This window comes from Lysinibacillus sp. fls2-241-R2A-57 (assembly GCF_030209535.1).
Lineage (GTDB): Bacteria > Bacillota > Bacilli > Bacillales_A > Planococcaceae > Lysinibacillus.
Window position 1 is genome coordinate 1 of record NZ_JARVRU010000082.1, and the last position, 18783, is coordinate 18783.

The 18783-nt window shown below is 36.1% G+C and carries 16 protein-coding genes and 1 other annotated feature; of the genes, 11 read left to right on the forward strand and 5 right to left on the reverse strand.

The window, feature by feature from the left end; genetic code table 11:
• Positions 1–158: 158 nt before the first annotated feature.
• Positions 159–378 (forward strand) — a binding site (T-box leader).
• Between the two features lie 237 nt (positions 379–615).
• The 4 genes from argS to recQ all read left to right on the forward strand — a co-directional run bounded on the left by argS (position 616) and on the right by recQ (position 6765).
• Positions 616–2289 (forward strand): arginine--tRNA ligase, encoded by a 1674-nt coding sequence (argS, locus tag QRN68_RS13945; RefSeq protein ID WP_285397499.1) that lies wholly within the window; start codon positions 616–618, stop codon positions 2287–2289.
• A 169-nt stretch (positions 2290–2458) separates the two neighbouring features.
• A complete protein-coding gene (locus QRN68_RS13950) occupies positions 2459–3637 on the forward strand; it encodes an MFS transporter (protein WP_285397500.1) in 1179 nt (392 codons plus the stop codon).
• 219 nt (positions 3638–3856) lie between these two features.
• Positions 3857–4987, forward strand: a complete 1131-nt coding sequence (locus QRN68_RS13955) for a TcaA NTF2-like domain-containing protein (protein ID WP_285397501.1) — start codon at positions 3857–3859, stop codon at positions 4985–4987.
• A gap of 8 nt (positions 4988–4995) precedes the next feature.
• Positions 4996–6765, forward strand: a complete 1770-nt coding sequence (gene recQ, locus QRN68_RS13960; RefSeq protein ID WP_285397502.1) for a DNA helicase RecQ — start codon at positions 4996–4998, stop codon at positions 6763–6765.
• Between the two features lie 70 nt (positions 6766–6835).
• Here the strand turns inward: recQ and QRN68_RS13965 are convergent, their stop codons facing one another.
• Together QRN68_RS13965 and msrA are read right to left on the reverse strand one after the other, a co-directional pair.
• Entirely contained in the window at positions 6836–7183 is a 348-nt protein-coding gene (locus QRN68_RS13965; RefSeq protein WP_285397503.1) for a VOC family protein, read from the reverse strand.
• 1360 nt (positions 7184–8543) lie between these two features.
• A complete protein-coding gene (gene msrA / locus QRN68_RS13970; protein WP_285397504.1) occupies positions 8544–9065 on the reverse strand; it encodes a peptide-methionine (S)-S-oxide reductase MsrA in 522 nt (173 codons plus the stop codon).
• Between the two features lie 174 nt (positions 9066–9239).
• Here msrA and QRN68_RS13975 point away from each other — a divergent pair, with 174 nt between their 5' ends.
• Entirely contained in the window at positions 9240–10190 is a 951-nt protein-coding gene (locus QRN68_RS13975) for an LCP family protein (RefSeq protein ID WP_285397505.1), read from the forward strand.
• 64 nt (positions 10191–10254) lie between these two features.
• A complete protein-coding gene (locus QRN68_RS13980; protein WP_285397506.1) occupies positions 10255–11454 on the forward strand; it encodes an AI-2E family transporter in 1200 nt (399 codons plus the stop codon).
• A 67-nt stretch (positions 11455–11521) separates the two neighbouring features.
• On the opposite strand, the gene QRN68_RS13985 is transcribed toward QRN68_RS13980, so the two are convergent.
• Entirely contained in the window at positions 11522–12397 is an 876-nt protein-coding gene (locus tag QRN68_RS13985; protein ID WP_285397507.1) for an alpha/beta fold hydrolase, read from the reverse strand.
• Positions 12398–12752: 355 nt separating this feature from the next.
• Here QRN68_RS13985 and QRN68_RS13990 point away from each other — a divergent pair, with 355 nt between their 5' ends.
• Entirely contained in the window at positions 12753–13139 is a 387-nt protein-coding gene (locus QRN68_RS13990; RefSeq protein WP_285397508.1) for a hypothetical protein, read from the forward strand.
• Between the two features lie 41 nt (positions 13140–13180).
• Positions 13181–13651, forward strand: a complete 471-nt coding sequence (locus QRN68_RS13995; RefSeq protein WP_285397509.1) for an NUDIX hydrolase — start codon at positions 13181–13183, stop codon at positions 13649–13651.
• A 31-nt stretch (positions 13652–13682) separates the two neighbouring features.
• Here QRN68_RS13995 and QRN68_RS14000 read toward each other — a convergent pair whose 3' ends face one another.
• Positions 13683–14858 carry an aminotransferase class I/II-fold pyridoxal phosphate-dependent enzyme gene (locus tag QRN68_RS14000; RefSeq protein ID WP_285397510.1) on the reverse strand — a complete coding sequence of 392 codons (1176 nt, stop codon included), beginning with the start codon at positions 14856–14858 and terminating at the stop codon, positions 13683–13685.
• 218 nt (positions 14859–15076) lie between these two features.
• Here QRN68_RS14000 and QRN68_RS14005 point away from each other — a divergent pair, with 218 nt between their 5' ends.
• A complete protein-coding gene (locus tag QRN68_RS14005; RefSeq protein WP_285397511.1) occupies positions 15077–15901 on the forward strand; it encodes a hypothetical protein in 825 nt (274 codons plus the stop codon).
• A 47-nt stretch (positions 15902–15948) separates the two neighbouring features.
• On the opposite strand, the gene QRN68_RS14010 is transcribed toward QRN68_RS14005, so the two are convergent.
• The gene (locus QRN68_RS14010; protein WP_285397512.1) at positions 15949–16743 is read right to left on the reverse strand and encodes an enoyl-CoA hydratase/isomerase family protein; all 795 of its coding nucleotides are present in this window, start codon (positions 16741–16743) and stop codon (positions 15949–15951) included.
• A 367-nt stretch (positions 16744–17110) separates the two neighbouring features.
• Here QRN68_RS14010 and QRN68_RS14015 point away from each other — a divergent pair, with 367 nt between their 5' ends.
• Entirely contained in the window at positions 17111–17986 is an 876-nt protein-coding gene (locus QRN68_RS14015) for a tyrosine-type recombinase/integrase (protein ID WP_285397513.1), read from the forward strand.
• Between the two features lie 88 nt (positions 17987–18074).
• Positions 18075–18779 carry an alpha/beta fold hydrolase gene (locus QRN68_RS14020; protein WP_285397514.1) on the forward strand — a complete coding sequence of 235 codons (705 nt, stop codon included), beginning with the start codon at positions 18075–18077 and terminating at the stop codon, positions 18777–18779.
• Positions 18780–18783 lie beyond the last annotated feature (4 nt).

Below are 18783 nucleotides of genomic sequence, written 5' to 3' on the forward strand. Positions count from 1 at the left end.
AAAGCGCCCAGTCGGAACGGAAATCAACCACACGTTTTGGTGAAGAGCCTATTTATTTGAAATTAAATTAATAATAGGAAAGTATTGCGCTTTTTAATTATTACAAATAGACGGTTGACTTTAAATAGCAGCTCATGTAAAATATTTCAAAATCACAGTTAAATTCGATGAAAAAGAGAGTAGTTTATGGTGCTACTGGAAAGCGAATTAGGGACGGTGTGAGCCTAATGCAGAAACCATAAATGAAACGCACTTTGGAGAAGGTTCTCGAATGAGTAGTAGAGAATATCGGGGAGTCACCTCGTTAACAATGGAAAGTGGTCATATTTTATGGCAACTAGAGTGGTACTACGGGAAAACTATGCTCTCGTCTCTATTTTAGAGACGAGGGCTTTTTTTATCTTCATTCAGCAGAAAACTCTTATTTCTAAAGGTAAGAGATGAAAAGGGGATGTGGTTCCTTTTCAGTGAGTTTCCAAACCCCTACTGAATGAAGATAAAGCCTCTGTGCGGATGTTACGGATTTTGAAAGGAATAAATTGTGCGGGCACTATTCAAAATCCGGACGCAATTACGCCAAGGCGAAATTAATTATATATTGGGAGGAGAAAAAACATGTATAAACAAATCGCGAAAAGTATAGCTGAGGCATTGAATAACGAACTGACGTTTAATGAAATTCAAAATTTACTGGAGAAACCGAAAAATTTGGACTTAGGGGATGTGGCATTTCCATGCTTTACACTAGCTAAAAAATTAAGAAAATCCCCGCACACAATCGCTGTCGATATTCAAAACAATTTACGCTGTGACTTCATACAAGAAGTTCAAGTAGTAGCTGGATATGTCAATATATTTTACCATCAGCCAACGATTACTAAACAAGTGCTTAGCCAAATAGTAAAAGAAAAAAACTTATATGGCACCGTACAGGAACCAAAAGGGAATGTTGTTTTGGATTTTTCTTCACCTAATATAGCGAAGCCATTTTCCTTGGGCCATTTACGTTCTACAGTAATCGGTAATGCTTTGGCAAACATTGCCGAGAAAAATGGCTATAAAGCAATTCGTATTAATCATTTAGGTGACTGGGGAACACAGTTTGGTAAATTAATTGTTGCCTATAGAAGATGGGGCGATCAACAAACTATTGAAGCTGCTCCAATAGAGGAATTATTAAAAATTTATGTGCAGTTCCATGAAGAAGCGGAAAAGGATGACACACTTAATGAACAAGCACGTGCTGCATTTAAAGCATTAGAGGATGGGGATGAAGAGGCATTAGCTCTTTGGCAATGGTTTAGAGATGCTTCACTCGTAGAATTCAAGACCATTTATCAACTGCTTGGCATTGACTTTGATTCATTCGCTGGCGAAGCCTTCTACAATGACAAAATGGCTGCTGTTGTGCAAGAGCTGGAAGAAAAAGAGCTGCTTGTAAAATCCGATGGTGCTTATGTCGTTGAAATAGACAATATGCCTCCATGCTTAATAACTAAAACAGACGGTGCTACGCTTTATGCTACTCGTGATTTAGCAGCTGCTATTTATCGTAAACAACAATATGATCCTCAAAAAATATTTTATGTAGTAGGGAATGAACAATCTCTTCATTTTAGCCAACTATTTAAGGTTATTGAGAAGATGGGGTACAATTGGGCAAAAGACTTACAGCATGTGCCTTTCGGGATGATCCTAAAAGATGGTAAAAAAATGTCGACGCGTAAAGGGAAGATTGTTTTATTAGCAGATGTACTGAAGGAAGCGATTACAACGGCGAAGAGAAATATCGAGGAAAAAAATCCAATGCTTGAGCAGAAAGATAGCATCGCACATCAGGTTGGTGTAGGAGCAGTCATTTTTAATGATCTAAAAAATAATCGTCTACATGATATCGAGTTTTCCATTGAGCACATGATGAATTTTGAAGGTGAAACAGGGCCATATATTCAATATACGTATGCTCGTATTTCATCTCTTCTGGAAAAAGCAGATTTCAATAGTAACGAAGTATCTTTCGAAGTATTAGGTGAGCAAGCTTGGCCTGTTATTTTATTACTGGAACAGTTTCCGAAAGTAGTTGTTAACGCTTTTGAGCAAGCGGATCCATCACAAATTGCTAAATATGCCCTACAATTAGCACGTCTATTTAATAAATATTATGCGCAAAATAAAGTATTAGTTGATGACAACCAAAGAAGTTCACGATTGGCATTTTGTCAATGTGTATCTGTTGTTTTAAAAGAATCACTAGCACTGTTAGGAATTGATGCACCTAAACATATGTAGGCACCTATACTTCATCGTGTTAGTTATGTTTTTAATCATTAATTCCAATGAAATTGACCGCAACTAGAAAAAATGGTACAAGGAAATAGTGTGAAATCTGAGGTCTTATCATATTGTTAGACTTTAGTGGGATTTTTCGAAATATATAGAGAGAAGGTTTTTAGAAAATATGAAGAAAAAGCAATGGCGTGTTTCCACGCTACTTGTGATTGTCAGTATTTTTTTCGTTGCGCTCAATATGCGGCCAGCAGTCACAGGAATTGGACCACTATTTAATGTACTTTTAGAGTCACTCCATGTATCCAATACAAAAATGAGCTTTTTAACGTCTATTCCAGTGTTTTGTATGGGGCTCTTTGCACCATTAGCAGTACCATTACAAAAAAAAATTGGAACAAAAACAGCTATTACGATCTTAATAATCATCATTGCATTAGCGAATGGGCTACGCTTTATAAAAGAAAGTTATGGACTACTAGTTGTCACAAGCTTTGCTGCTGGGTTTGCCATAGCGCTTATTGGGCCAATGTTAAATGCCTATATAAAGAAGAAATTCCCGAACCGCTTTACTACAGTTGTAGGTATTTATTCATTTGGTATTGGAACAGGGGCAACATTAAGTGCAGCACTAACAGTAACATTTTATAATCGTTTTCATGAGAGCTGGACAATAGCACTCGGCAGTTGGTCTGTACTAGCAATTATTGCTCTTTTCATTTGGTTACTGACAATACAAAAAGAGCAGGATGAGTTGGCCGAAACAGATGTATCGAGTGAAAATAATGCGCGAAATCCATGGAAAAATGTCCGTGCTTGGACAATTTTAATTTATTTCGGTTTACAAACGTCGTTGTTTTTCTCAATGATGTCTTGGTTAGCACCGATGTTACAGGATAAGGGCTATTCACTAGTCGCTGCAAGTTCTATGCTAACATTTATGTCCATCGTTCAAATGATTGGAAATATTTCTGTTCCTATACTAATGGAGAGATGGTCGAATCGAATCGGTTGGCTTTTCTCTTTAGGAATCCTAGGTATATTCGGCTTTGCGCTACTATGGGTAGGTTCAGGTGCTATGTTGTGGGTTGCGGTATTAATAATAGGTATCGTTTTAAGTGGCTTATTTCCTATTGGACTATTGTTACCATTGGATGAGGCTAGAAATGATGAAGAGGCAAATAGTTGGTCATCAATGGTGCTATCAGGTGGCTTTATGATAAGCGCGATCATCCCTATACTTATTGGCTATTGCTATGATGTCACTGGTAATCATACATTTACCTATGCCATTTTTATGACTTTAATGCTTGGCATTGTAGCTACTACAATTATTTTAAAGAAAAAATAATTTTGAGACATGCGCGAATGTACGGGCATGTCTTTTTTAAATAACATTTTAAGCGTAAATTATAAGGCATTTTTCACATGAAAGCTAAAAAAGAATCGTTTTTTATAGGTATAACGAAATAAATAAAGGGGGTGAGTAGTATTTTCATAATATATTAATTACTATAATATTATTATGTAAACTTGAAACGTATATAAACCTTGTTTATTATAGAGATAGATGTTTAAAGAAAGTTTTGGTGAACGTATGCGGAAACAAATGCTCATTCTTGGAGCAACAGCTGTACTTTTAACAGGCTGTGGAAATGATTCATTGGCTGAAATGTTTCATACTAAAAAGGCCGAGGTAAAATCGGAAAAAGTTGTGAAGAAAAAGGAAGAAAAAATTGTACCAGAAGTAAAAGTAATTGGAGAGAACGGAATCGGTGCAGGGATCATTGTCAAAAAAGAGGACGCAAAGCTTTATATTGTGACAAATGGTGCGCTCGTAGCTTCAAAGCCAGCTGCTCTCGTACAATTTAATAATAATAAGCTTGTGGAAGCCAATGTACACTATATGTCTACAGCATATAATATCGCCATTTTAGAAGTTACATACAACGCATCGGTAAATGTGCCAACCGTATATAACGGGGAATTAAATCAATTAGCTGTTTATGTCGATAGCTTACCGCACGTCATTGAAAAATATAGTGACAGAAAAGCAGCTTATTACATAGATGCAGAACAAAACATACCTTTAGGGAGCCCAGTTCTAGAAGCGGAAAGTGGTGAAATTGTAGGCATCTATTTTAAACGCCAGCTAAACGGTGTTTCACAGCCGTACATATTACCATTTAAAGATATTGTGCAGTTATTGGATGAATGGATTGAAGAGGGTATGAAAACAAGTGAGCGGCTTTCTCAATCAAAAAATTTATATTCATATATAGAACAAGGCGACAAAGAAGCAGTCCAGCAAGCTATTGATCGATATGGAAATAACATTTTTGCTTTTAATGGCGATGAAATAAAGCTGTTTTTAGATAAATTTCATAAGCAATTACAAGCAGCTGTTGAGATTGATGATGCTAGTGTCATGAAACCTTTCGTAGGTATAGACGAATTACAAAGTACATTGGATGGTATGGTTGCGTATTATAAATCCAAACATGCGAAAATACATTTTTCCAATACGACGATTAAAAATATTAAAATAGAAGGGCAAAATATTGTTGTTCGTGCAAAAGCGGAATATGTGCTAACGAATGCTGCTGGCCAACAGGCACTTGCGAATTCTATGATGGTATATGAAATAAATAAAAATGAACAAGGCGAATATAAGCTCATTCGTCTAACAACTGAGGAGTGAAAAGTTGGATGGAGCAAGCAAGACAAATGCTACAACATCATTTTGGCTATGATTCATTTCGCAATGGACAAGCACCAATAATAGAACAAACATTACGAGGTCAATCAAGTCTTTGTGTGATGCCAACTGGCGGAGGTAAATCAATTTGCTATCAAATTCCGGCACTGATGCTAGATGGTCTTACAGTCGTCATATCGCCTTTAATTTCTCTAATGCAAGATCAAGTAGAAGCATTACGTGCCGCCAACATTCCGGCCGCGTATATAAATAGCACTTTATCCGTGCAAGAAGTGAATGAAACGATGCAACTTGCGAGTGCAGGATATTTAAAGTTACTTTATATAGCGCCAGAACGATTAGAGAGTGTAACGTTTTTACAAGTATTATCAAATTTATCTGTACCATTAATTGCTGTAGATGAAGCCCACTGTATATCCCAGTGGGGGCATGATTTTAGACCAAGCTACCGAGCGATCCAAAAATTATTTACATTATGGCCCCAAAAGCCAACTGTCCTAGCACTAACGGCAACTGCTACACCAGCTGTTTGTGAAGATATTAGACAATTATTAGATATTGACGAGCAATCTACTGTAATTACCGGCTTTTCGCGTGATAATTTAGCTTTTTCCGTGTTAATTGGTGAAAACAAAGAACGCTACATTAAAAACTATTTAGTGAAAAATAAAAATGAAGCGGGCATTATTTACGCAGCTACTCGAAAAGCAGTAGATGCCATCTATGAGCTTTTAAGTCGTTTGGGAGAATCTGTTGCTAAATATCATGCGGGACTACCAGAGGATATGCGTACATTAGAACAGGAGCGCTTTTTAAAAGACGAGGCGCGCATTATGGTAGCAACCAATGCATTTGGAATGGGAATTGATAAGAGTAATGTACGTTTTGTCATTCATTATCAAATGCCGCGCAATATGGAGAGCTATTATCAGGAAGCAGGCCGTGCAGGACGTGATGGCTTACCGAGTGCTTGTATTTTGCTGTATGCGTCAGGCGATGTCCAAACACAACGCTTTTTAATTGAACAGATGCAGGATGAAGCCCGCATTAAGCAGGAACTAGCGAAGCTGCAAACGATGGTCGATTATTGTCATACAGAAGGCTGTCTACAAAATGCGATCTTAACGTATTTTGGCGAGGTAGCAGGGGCGCCTTGTAGTCGTTGTAGTAATTGTAATGATGGACGGGAAGTCAAAGATGTGACAGTAGATGCACAAAAGGTGTTAGCTTGTGTTGTGAGGATGGGGCAAAAATTTGGCAAGACAATGGTAGCTCAGGTGCTAATTGGCTCCAAAAATCAAAAAATGACGGAGTTTGGCTTTGCAAGGCTATCTACCTATGGCATTTTAAAAGGTCAATATTCCTCGAAGGATGTCTCAAGCTTTATTGAATTTTTAATTGCTGAGAGCTTACTTGCCGTTAAGCACGGCACGTTTCCGACTATTTACGTTTCAGAGGAAGGCAAAGAAGTTCTTATGGGCAATCGAACGGTTATGCGAAAAGAAGCTGTTACTGTACGTAAGATTGTAGACAATGATCCGTTATTTGAGCATTTACGATTATTGCGTAAAGAAATTGCTGATGAAGAAAAGGTACCACCATTTGTTGTGTTCTCTGATAAAACATTACGTGATTTATGCGATAAAAAACCAATGGAGCTTGAAGGATTGCGACATATTAGTGGGATTGGTGAAGTAAAATTCGAAAAATATGGTAAGCGTTTTTTCGATGCCCTTCATTCTTTTTTGGAAACAGTTTAAAGAGAAAAAGGGAGTGCTTAATTCAACAGAATTAAGCACTCCTTTTAAATTCGAAAAATATAACAAACCGTTATTTCTCCCAAAGCTCGATTAGTCGACCTTCAGGATCTTTAATCCAAATAAACTTTCCAAATTCACTTATTTCTTTTTCCTTCTCAAGAGGAACACCAATATGTTCGAGATGCTTAATAGTTTCGTCTATATCATGTACTTGGAAATTTAACATTACTTGTTGTTCTATTGGAAAATAACTGTCATTTTCGTTAAAGAATGAAAAGACCGTCTCATTTCCTAATTCGGGTTTAATCATAGTTCCATTCCAATTGTCTATTTCCAACTTCAACACTTCACTGTACCATTTTTTGATAACATCAAGATTGTTAGTTCTCCAAAATATCCCCCCGAAACCTTTTATCATCATATCTAGCTCCTGTCGACTTTAAATTTTTTCGTTTTTCGAATTTATGTTTAGTTCCTTCTTCAACTATACCGCTTGAATAGTTTAAGTACAATTTTTCACATCAATCATTTGGGTAGGGTACTTCTTATAAAACGATCGTTAGTTGAAGGTTTTGATTTCATACTTAAAAGTTATTTCTTCATCAAGAATTGATAATATATCGTCGAGGTCAAAAAGCTGTTCTATAAACAGATACTAACATTTTGGAATAATTGTTCTTCAAGCCTTCGACCGTAAGTGAATTTCTTCACCATTTCTTTCACTATTTTAACATAAATATCCATTTATTTTTGACAATTAGAATCAAACTCGTTCACAAAAACAGTGTGATATCTTCAAGTTTTTAGATTTTCCAAAAAATTGGCGGTACCCATAAGTAGTAACAAAACAAAAAGAAGAAACCCGGAATATTAATATTCCGGGTTTGATTCTCACTTACTTATAGTGCTCCATGACACACTGCCTCGCTTCCGCATTGAATCTTAAAATTTTTTAAGACAACTTTGCTTTAGCTTCATTCAGCTTTGATGGTCCTTCTGAGTTACCGGTCAGCCCCACTCATCGGGTTAACCCTCCTTGTCATTGGATTTGAAGTGAAATCTTTAATAGTATAGACCGTTTATTATTTCTTATTCACGTTATTTGAAAATGTTTCGACTAGATTGATCAGAAGAGGCTTTTAATTAGCTAAAAGCCTTATCTTATAATGATTGAATTTTTTAAACTAACGTGGACATTAATTTCGATCCTTCACGTACGGGAGAGGTTAAAAACTTTATCTTATTATCAGGTGTGTTGATTAACCATTTTTATCCATCCTAATTAAATTAGAAGGATCTGATTTCCGCTACGGGCTACTCGTTTTGTTGCTGACGCTTCGCTTTCGCACAGATAAAACATTTTGTCGCTGTCGCTTCGCACAGAGCAAGGCTTCCTGCGAGCGAGCGTCGAGTAGCCCTACGCTACAAACTCTTCATCATAACATGTGGTTGATTTCTTTGATAGAAAGAGCTTGGTTTCGATAAAAGCCCAAATAGTTTCGATAAAATGAGATTTTGTTTCGATAAAAGCTCAAATAGTTTCGATAAAGAGCGATTTTGTTTCGATAAATCTTCAAAGTATCCCTATAAAACGAACGAAAGAGCTTTAGCGATTCTGTTTTAGGGCTCGACACAAAATAGCAACAAGAAAAACCCTTTCGATCAATAATAAACCTACTTTTTCCTAATCAACACGCCTGTCTTATTATGCAAAAAACCATTTTGAAAACGGCATTACCTAGGTGATTCGTCTATCGAAATGAATGTTCATATTAAAGCTATTTTTCCCAATGCACAGTGATGAACTGATCTCGACCTGAAAGCGCACGGTCCTTTTCATAATGGTCCGACTTTTTTTTGTAATAGTCCTGATGATAATCTTCTGCAGGATAGAAGTGCTTAGCATCGCGAATTGTGGTTACAATAGGTTTATTAAAGCGACCACTTTTTTCTAGTTTTTCCTTAGATGCTTCGGCAATGCGCTTTTGCTCTTCTGAATAGGTGAAAATTGCTGTCGTGTATGATTCACCACGGTCATGGAATTGACCATAGGCATCCGTTGGGTCGATTTGCATCCAGTAAATATCAAGAAGCTGTTCATAACTAAAAACGCTAGAATCGAATTCAATTTCGACTACTTCTAAATGGCCCGAAGTACCTTTTTTAACATCCTCATAAGTAGGATTTTCTATATGGCCGCCCATATAGCCCGAAGTAACGGTATGTATACCATCCCATTCAACAAATGGCTTCACCATACACCAAAAACAGCCGCCAGCAAACGTAGCTTTCTCAATCATATTGATCATCCTTTCTTTTGTGAAGATATTATAGCATTATTTTGCTCATTTCTATCAAATAGGGTGTAAAATAACGAATAGGTAGTTGATGATAGGAGCGGCAAGGTTTACAATGAAACTTTCCTAACGATGAATCGTTACATTAACTATAAAAAATAGAGGAGTTATAAGTTTATGGAAGAGCAAGATTATTCAAGACGCTCACAACGTCCCAAAAAACGTAGATTGCGAAAAGGGAGAGCATTGATCACATTGTTATTACTCTGTGTCATAGTTATTGTGGGCTATGCTGTTAAGCAATATCGAAGTGGGCTAGAAATGGCAAACGATACAAAGGTAGCTCAGGAGGATTTCAGCGGCGATACAGTAAAAGGCGATGTTGAAAACTATTTATTATTAGGAATCGATACTCGTGGTGAAGAAAAATCACGAACAGATACAATGATGGTATTATCTTGGAATAAGAAAACAAATGATGTCAAACTCGTATCATTTATGCGAGATATTTATGCGAATATTCCAGGTTATCAATCCTATAAGCTGAATACGGCTTACTATTTAGGCGGTGTTCAATTATTAAAGGATACGATTAGCAATATGTTTGGCCTTCCGATTCATCATTATGCTATTATCGATTTTAAAAATTTTGAATCACTTGTCGATATTTTAGCGCCAAATGGAGTAAAAATCGATGTAGAGAAGGATATGTCTGAAAAAATTGGCGTTTCATTAAAGCAAGGTGAGCAATACTTAAATGGTAAAGAATTACTTGGCTATGCCCGTTTCCGCCACGATGCTGAAGGTGATTTTGGTCGTGTCGCACGTCAACAAAAAGTTATCGAAGCCTTAAAGAATGAAGTATTAGCGCCTCAAAATATATTGAATTTACCAAAATTCGTAGGTGCAGCACAAGGCTATGTAACAACGGACTTTTCATCTAAAGAAGAGGTTCAGCAAGTGCTTAAAATGGTGTCAAAAGGTAAAGTCAACTTAGAAAAAGCAACGATTCCAATCGAAGGTAGCTATAGTTTCAAATACTTTAGTCATGCTGGCGATTCAATTGTAATTGATGTAGAGAAAAATAAAGAATTTTTACGTAAATTTTTAGGTATTTCATTGGAGTGATGTTTCGCAAAAACCAATATTATATTGTAAAATAAAGGTATAGGATTTGTATTGGGGTGAGTTCATGGAAAAAGAAAGGCCAAGAGAGCGTTCGAATTTCTTTTCAACAAAGTTTATTCGCTTTTTAGGTGGTAAAAATTTATTTTTTACACTAATTATTTTATTATTACTGGCATGCGTTATTTTTATGTTCCAAAAAGTTTCCTTTATATTTACCCCGCTAAAGGTTTTATTTCAGGTAGTAATTCTACCAGGGGTACTAGCCAGTATCGCGTATTATTTATTACGCCCATTATTAGGGCTTTTAGAGAGGTGGCGTATCCCAAGAATTTGGGGTATTTTACTTCTGTATATCGGTGCAATTGGCATATTAACTTTATTAGTATTACTTGTCTATCCGTTTTTGCGAGACCAGTTTACTAATTTAGCAAAGGAATTCCCAGAGTATTTTATGGCGTTAACGCAAAATACTGTGGATTACCTCAATAATTCACGCATCACTGAGTACTTAGATAAAATGAATTTTAACTATAATGAAGTAGTGAATAACTTTACTACGGATATGGTGAAAACGGTAAAAGATACAGCTACAAACTTAGCACAAGGCGTGGCAACTGGTATTACTGGCTTCGTTTCGACCTTAACAGGAATTGTCCTTTCATTAGTGACAGTACCATTTATTTTATTTTACTTACTTAAAGATGGTGAAAAACTACCGAACTTTATTTTAAAAATGTGCCCGCCACGTATGCGTAAAGAAGTACATGAAATTTTCCACGACATGGACAAGCAAATTAGTTCATACATACAGGGGCAAATTTTAGTATCCATGTGCATCGGTTCAATGGTGACAATCGGCTTTTTAATTATCGGTATGAAATATGCCTTATTGCTTGGATTCCTTGCTATGATCACGAGTGTGGTTCCATACTTAGGACCAGTCATTGCGATTACACCAGCTGTTATTATCGCTCTTGTCACATCGCCGTTCATGCTAATTAAGCTAGCGATTGTTTGGACAGTTGTACAGCTGATTGAAGGGAAATTCATTTCTCCTCAAATTATGGGTAAATCGCTTAGTATCCATCCAATTACAATTATTTTCGTGTTATTAACGGCAGGTTCTTTATTTGGCGTACCAGGTGTTATTTTAGGGATTCCAGGCTATGCGATCTTTAAAGTACTTGTGACACATTTATTTAAGCTATTCAAACAACGTTATAATCGTTATGAAGATGAGGAACTACAAAAATATGAGGTGTAAGAAGAGACAGCTATTGCGATGTGCAGTAGCTGTTTTTTTATAAATATGTTAAGATTTACTATTGAAATCACTGTGTCATTTTTTCTTGGGTAGAAGTGTTTGAAGTTAGTTGATTTGTAAAAGTATGTAGTGCTTCTGTAAATTTTTCATGCTCTTCAATAAAAGGGAAGTGGTTACTATTTTCAAATATTAGAAGGCTTGAATTAGGCAACAGGTTATGTAGTTCTTCAGAAAATTCAATAGGACATTGAACATCATATTTTCCACATAAGATTAAAGAAGGAACAGAGATGTTTTTTATAGCTTCACAGACATCATAATAGCGTAATTCAGATGTGTAAGCTGCCATTCTTGATTTATTAATAGCGACAAATTGCATTTCTTTGTAGTATTCATCTACTTTTTCTTTAGAATGAATACATAACTCGAAGAATTTTTTTGCTGCAGATTCTTTACTTTTCTTACTCATAAAAGGTAACATTTTAAAGAAGATTTTTATCATATCTTTTTTGTATTTTCCGTTTTCCACATTGAATAAATTGTTTTTAGAGCGGTTTATTTTATTTGATGCTGCTGTACCAAATAAAATAATTTCAGAAAGTTTGTCTGGATACATAGAAAGATAAGTTAAACCTAAAAAACCTCCTGTTGAGTGTCCAGCAAAAGCCCAATTAGAATAATTAAGTTTCGTTCGAATACTTTCTAAATCTTTCACAGTTTCTTCCATGCTTAAGTCTTTTTTTGATTTAATTTTAGTGGAAGACCCTGTATTTTTTAAATTTACTAATATTACTTTATAATATTCTCCAATTGCAGCGGAATATGGCTCTTTACCAGATAAAAATTCTTGGTATAAATGTGCTATACAAATAGGATCTGTGCCTTTTCCACCAATAAATACTTCAAATTCTCCACGCTCTGTTTTAATTATTTCTCTTAGCAAAAGACTTCATCCTTTCTTATTTAAAGAGTAGTAAAAATAAAGGAATAGTTATAAATACTTTTATAAATGGGTTGTATAGTTTACTCCTTTCTAAGGCTAAATTATATCACAAAAATTGGAAACAAATTGTTCAAATCATGTCTTATCTTATTTTGAAGCATAGGCAAGATATAATATTGCTATGGTTTTTAATACCTAATTTCATTTTGTATATATTATTCGTGTACACTATTTGTTAACAAAATATGTCGGTCATATAAAAAAACAAGTAGGAGATCCGTTATCTCCAACAAATACGCTAATATACGAGGAGTGTGAAGGTATTTGAGGATATTTGTAGAAGATTTAACGGGAGGTGTTTTATGAAGAAGATGTTATTAGCAATTGGGATGATCATTATAATTGTTGGAGCATTCGTATTCCCCAACAAGCTCTGCTATCCTTCACTCCCATTAGAAATATGAGCAAAAAAGAAGTTGTCGGAAAATTAAAAGAATCTGAGAGGGAAATTGTTAAATTATCCAACGAACTTGGTCAAGAATGGTATATTATAAACGAGCGTAATCCAGCCGTAGCTGATGAAATTATCAAGGAAATGGTTAGTCAAAAAGGGTGGATTTTTAAACAAAAAGAGGGTAGTGGGCTCTTCTTTGAAAGACATGGTGAAAATTTGATTGTAGAAACACAAATGTGGACTAGTGACTTTACGTTAGTGGAAATTCCAGTTAATTTTAACGAATAAGAGTGTTTAATAAATGATAACTACATATATAGGAGGGCTTTATGGGATATATCAAGGATTTGCGTAAAGTAGTTGGTAGTAGACCATTAATTATGTGCGGTGCTTGTGTATTAGTCATTAATAATCTTCAACAAGTTTTACTGCAGCACCGAATAGATAACGGGTGCTGGGGATTGATTGGAGGTTCAATGGAGCTAGGTGAGACTTTGGAGCAAGTAGCTCATCGAGAATTATTTGAGGAAACGGGGCTTACGGCTAAAAATCTTACTTTTATCAAAACTTATTCGGGACAGGATTTTTATTATCAATATCCTCATGGTGATGAAGTATATAATGTAGTTACAGCTTTTGAATGTAAAGAATATAGTGGCTTACTCAGTCATGATCGTGACGAGGCAACAATGCTTCAATTTTTCCCTTTAGATGATTTACCAAAAAATATTAGTCCACCCGATAAACCGATACTTGATGATTACATAGTAAGCAATAGCAAAAACCCTTCCAACAATTAATGTTAGAAGGGTTTTCATCTTGTTTAGATAATTATTTTTGTGATGTTACTTGCACTTGTGCTAAACGATCAACAGCTTCTTGTAGCAATTCTTTCGGTTGTACTAACGCTAGACGTAAATAGCCTTGTCCAGCTGAACCAAATACTGTACCAGGGACTGTAACGATACCAGCTTGTTCAATTAGTTTAAAGGCTAGCTCAGTGCAGTCCATATCGTACGGATATTTAGCCCATACGAACATGCCACCGTCAGAAGGCGCTGCATCCCATCCTAAAGCACGTAAGCCGTTCATTAATGTTTTATGACGTTCTGAGAATGTTTCACGTAAGCTTGCTGTAATTTCCTCCGCATTATCAAGCGCTACGACCGCAGCATCTTGAATCGGCTCGAAAATACCAAAGTCTAAATTTGATTTTAATTGCTTTATTATTTCAATCATTTCCGCGTTGCCGGCGATATAAGCGATACGTGTACCTGCTAGGCTAAAGCTTTTTGATAAAGAGTTAATTTCCATCCCAACTTCTTTTGCACCAGAAGCGGCTAGGAAGCTAATTGGCCCATCTCCTGTAAAGTAAAATTCAGAGTAAGCCGCATCATGTAACACGATAATATTGTACTTTTTAGCAAAGGCAATGACCTTTTCAAAGTATGCGATTGAAGGCATTGCCGGCACTGGGTTACCTGGTAAGTTTAAAATGAGTAGTTTTGCTTTTTGCGCAATTTCTTCAGGTACAGCATCTAAATCTGGTAAATAATCGTTGTCAGCTGTTTGTGGCATATAGTATGGTGTTGCACCTGCTAAATGAATCCCTGCATCATAGGCAACGTAAGCTGGATTTGTGGATAATACGATGTCACCTGGATCACAGAAGGCGATTGGTAAATGCACTAAGCCCTCTTGAGAGCCAATTGTTTGAATGATTTCAGAAGCGGGATCTAAATCTACATTGCTACGATGTTTATAATAGCGGCTAACGGCTTCATAAAAACGTTGAGTGCCTGTTAATGTATACCCGTAAGATTCTGCTAGACCCGCTCTATAGGATAAATGCTCACGGATTTTAGCATGTGGGGGAAGGTCAGGGCTACCTAAACTTAAGTCAATCATTGTCATGCCTTTAGCTTCCTGTTGTTTGGCATGCTTTTTTAAATCTCCGAAAATTGCTGGTGTAAATAAAGACATTTTTTTAGATGGTATGATTTTCAAACTAGTACACTCCTTATAGTTGTATAACAGAATAGTAGTTCACATTTTATCATACAAAAAGGCATAAAGGGAAAGTTATTCTGAAAAAAGAATATATTTCAATAATGGAGAAGATGTGTGCGTAGGCTAGCGGAAATATTTTAGTCAATGCTTGAAATAATAATTTTGACGGAAAAAGAGTAACATTTCTGCTATGATAATGGAATGGAAGGGAGGCTATGAAAAGAATGAAAGTTTATTCTTTAAGTGGTCCAAGTGGAACAGGGAAAAGTACAAGCGCACTAGTTTTCGCCCATAAAATCGGGGTAGAGGCTCTTATAGATGATGGTCTTTTGATTGTTAAAGGTGTGAAAGTAGCAGGAGTCTCTGCAAAATTTGAGAAAAATACGATAACAGCAGTTCGGCGAGCAATTTTTACAGATGATATCCACCGTGAGGAAGTAAAAAAAGCACTTGATACATATAAGGTACAATCAATTTTAGTAATCGGCACGTCCGATAAAATGACAAAGACGATTGCTCGACAGCTAGTGCTTGATCCTATCGAAAAATATTACTATGTCGAGGATGTGCGTTCCAAAAAAGAAATCGCTAAAGCTCGCTTTATTCGACAGACGCAGGGCAAACACGTCATGCCTATACCGTACCGACAAGTAGAGCAAAATTTTTTTAAACGGCTCGTCCAAAAAGGGAAAGAGATTTTCTCTTCAAAGCGTGAAAAAATAGGGGAGACGACGATTGTTCGCCCTGATTTTCAACAGGAATATATCGATATTGAAAAGCAAGTTTATGTGCAGCTACTTACGTATTGCTGTGCAAAACAAAATATCGTACACAAGGTCGAGCAAGTACAATTTGTATTAGGTGAGCTAGCACAAGCAACGATTACCTTACAACTTAAACTGCCAATTAAATACTCATTACCAGATCGATTGTATGAATTACAGAAAACGATACAGGCCGAATTTTATCAGCATTTTGATTATGAATTAGATGCGATTCATCTTCATATTAAGTCGGTAGTGATCAAGCGAAAATCATAAAAAATAGGTACTCCAATCGCAAGTAAGGCGAGTAGAGTACCTATTTTTTATTTTGACTGACGCGTAAAGTGCGGCTGACGTTTTTCTACAAAGGCACGGCAGCCTTCTGCAAAATCCTTTCCTACAAATGGTGTTGAACCTTCCCATAATGTTGGCACACTGTCCACACATTCTTGAACAGATTGCTTCACGGCTAGTAAAGATTCAGGCGACATTCCAGCAACAAGCTTACCCATACGAATCATGTATTTATTTAAATCCTTTTCAGCTACTAAATAGTTAAGCATGCCAAGCTTAAAGGCTTCTTCAGCTTTAAACATACGACCTGTAAATACTAAATCCTTCGTTGTAGAAGGGCCTACAAGTTGAACTAAACGCTGAGCAAATTTGTTATTTAAGGTGATCCCTAATTTACCGACAGGAATCCCGAGCTTTGCTTTCTCGGAGCCAATGCGAATATCACAGGCTAATGCAAGCTCTAAGCCAGCACCCATCGCTGGGCCATTGATGACGCCGATTGTTGGAATTGGTAAACGCTCAATAGTGGAGATCGTTTTTTCCATATGTACAAAGGCTTCTTCGGCTTTCTCAAGGGAAATGGCGTTAAATTCTTTAATATCAGAGCCAGCAGTAAAGTTTTCGCCAGAGCCGCGTAAAATCAATACTTTATTTTTGGGATTATCTAATACTTTCAGGGCAATTTTGGCTAATTGATCCCACATATTTGCTGTTAGTGCGTTTTTAGCCTGTGGGCGATGAATCGTAATAATCGCTAGACCAGCTGTTTCTTGATAAATAATTTTTGCATCCTCTGCCTCAAGTCGAGTTGTTTTTACTTGCATACTAGAAAAGCCCCCTATAGTTAAAAGTTGTTAAACTTATTATATAACACAAATGGCAATAAACACTAAATTATACGAATTTTCATGTAAATCAGCCGTGTTTTACAAGAATAAGGTCATTTTAAAGAAATTGTACTACAACAGAGTAAGGGAAATTGCTATTGTAAGAAAACAAAAGATGTGAGACACTGCTCTAGGAACATTTGTTTCTTCATTGTAAAAGAAGCATTTGAACACTTGAAGCGGGATAGCGTAACAATAATACAGATTATCCGACACTATTGTTTATATAAATAAATAAAACGTACGCACCCAAAATATAGTAAACTATAATTAAAATACGCACAGTTAACAAGGAGGGTGCAAGATGGTCACACTGGAGAAGGCATGGAACAGCTATTTATTACTTTTAAACTCTTTAAAGAAAAGTGCAGCTACCAAAAAGCAATACAATATCGATGGACAGCAATTTTTAGCGTTTGCTCATGAGAAAAACTACTCGTATGTGGATCATCATTTAAAGGAATTGTTATTTACGTATAGCAATCATTTGAAGGAAACGTACACAAATGTCAACACATTTAATCATAAAATTGCTACATTACGAGGCTTTGTAGACTTTGTCTTTTTAAGAGAATGGGTTGAGCATTTTGATTACGAGAGCATTTTACAGCCAAAAAAGAGGCAAAAAGAGGCGTTAAAAGTACTGACAAAGAAGCAATTGATGCAAATTGCAACTGTCTGGCCAACCTATTTTCAATACGCTAAAACAACGGAGCATGCGTGGCTAGCAAGACGTAATGGCTGCATTGTCCAAATGCTGATGGAAACAGGATGTAAGCCAGCAGAGCTTGTACGTATGAAGTGGTCTCATATGACCATCGACTCTTCCTTAATCTATATTTCAAACCACAACGGGCGTAGAGAAATAAAGCTTTCTTCGATCTTAATGGACATGCTAACGCATTATAAAAAAGCAACCGAGGAATTACATGAACAAAAGGTGGGAGAATGGGTTTGGGTGAGCGAGGCTAGTCAATCAAAATCCATCACGACGAAAACAATTGAGCGAATTTTCCAAACGATGTCTAAGGATATCGGAACGAATGTTAGAGCAACAGATTTGCGCTACACTGTCATGCAAAAGGCTTTTCAAAGTGAAAAAACAATCGAAAATATTCAGGAAAAAATGGGTTATGTACGAAAATGGGTGCTTACTGAAAGACATGGACGTTTTGAATAACTTTTTAAGTATCATCGGGAAATTTTCGAACAAAAGAGTCGAAAAAGATATTTTTAAGAGAATCTAGAAAACTGAAATGGGGATCTATATGCGTTCAATTGAAAGGTTTACAAATAATGATGTTAAGATCCAATATATTGAAACAACGAACTTTAATCAAAAATTATTACCTCTTGTGTATATCCCTGGTGCTATGGGAAATGCCGAACAATTTATTGAAGAAATGGGGTCTCTTTTTCCTAGACAGTGTATCTCTATAAGTTTAAGAGGGAGAGGAAAAAGTGAAGCTCCAAAAAGTGGTTACACTTTTGAAGAACATATAATGGATATTACTTCAGTTATAAAGGAGAGAAATATTAATGCCTACTGTTTAATGGCATACTCTATGGGTGTTGCCTATGCGATAAAATATGCTGCCATGAATCCTAACGAAATTAAGGGGCTAATATTATGTGATTATCCTGCAAAATATCCTCTAATTCAAGAAACATGGATAGAAGCCGTTGGAAAATTTGTAGAAGAGGGCAAAGATCATGTAATTAGAGGTATTCAGAAAGATTCACAGGATATTGTTTTATGGGAAGAATTAAAGGAAATTGGTTGTCCTGTCTTAGTTCTTAAGGGAGGTACTGAGGGATCTTTACTAAACACAGATGATGTAGAAAAATATAAAAGTCACTTGAAGAATGTTGAAGTTATAGAATTTTCAGAGTCGGGGCATGAATTATGGAACCCAGACTATAACAAATTTATTAATACAATAACAAATTATTTAGAAAAGATTGATAATTAAATAT

What these genes read in the sequence shown, in the direction of transcription:
- QRN68_RS14020 (WP_285397514.1), top strand. Translation starts at nt 18,075, where the DNA reads ATGCGTTCAATTGAAAGGTTTACAAATAATGATGTTAAGATCCAATAT.
- QRN68_RS13950 (WP_285397500.1), top strand. Translation starts at nt 2,459, where the DNA reads ATGAAGAAAAAGCAATGGCGTGTTTCCACGCTACTTGTGATTGTCAGT.
- QRN68_RS13965 (WP_285397503.1), bottom strand. Translation starts at nt 7,183, where the DNA reads ATGATAAAAGGTTTCGGGGGGATATTTTGGAGAACTAACAATCTTGAT.
- QRN68_RS14010 (WP_285397512.1), bottom strand. Translation starts at nt 16,743, where the DNA reads ATGCAAGTAAAAACAACTCGACTTGAGGCAGAGGATGCAAAAATTATT.
- QRN68_RS14015 (WP_285397513.1), top strand. Translation starts at nt 17,111, where the DNA reads ATGGTCACACTGGAGAAGGCATGGAACAGCTATTTATTACTTTTAAAC.
- QRN68_RS14005 (WP_285397511.1), top strand. Translation starts at nt 15,077, where the DNA reads ATGAAAAGAATGAAAGTTTATTCTTTAAGTGGTCCAAGTGGAACAGGG.
- QRN68_RS13995 (WP_285397509.1), top strand. Translation starts at nt 13,181, where the DNA reads ATGGGATATATCAAGGATTTGCGTAAAGTAGTTGGTAGTAGACCATTA.
- argS (WP_285397499.1), top strand. Translation starts at nt 616, where the DNA reads ATGTATAAACAAATCGCGAAAAGTATAGCTGAGGCATTGAATAACGAA.
- QRN68_RS13975 (WP_285397505.1), top strand. Translation starts at nt 9,240, where the DNA reads ATGGAAGAGCAAGATTATTCAAGACGCTCACAACGTCCCAAAAAACGT.
- recQ (WP_285397502.1), top strand. Translation starts at nt 4,996, where the DNA reads ATGGAGCAAGCAAGACAAATGCTACAACATCATTTTGGCTATGATTCA.
- QRN68_RS13955 (WP_285397501.1), top strand. Translation starts at nt 3,857, where the DNA reads ATGTTTAAAGAAAGTTTTGGTGAACGTATGCGGAAACAAATGCTCATT.
- msrA (WP_285397504.1), bottom strand. Translation starts at nt 9,065, where the DNA reads ATGATTGAGAAAGCTACGTTTGCTGGCGGCTGTTTTTGGTGTATGGTG.
- QRN68_RS13980 (WP_285397506.1), top strand. Translation starts at nt 10,255, where the DNA reads ATGGAAAAAGAAAGGCCAAGAGAGCGTTCGAATTTCTTTTCAACAAAG.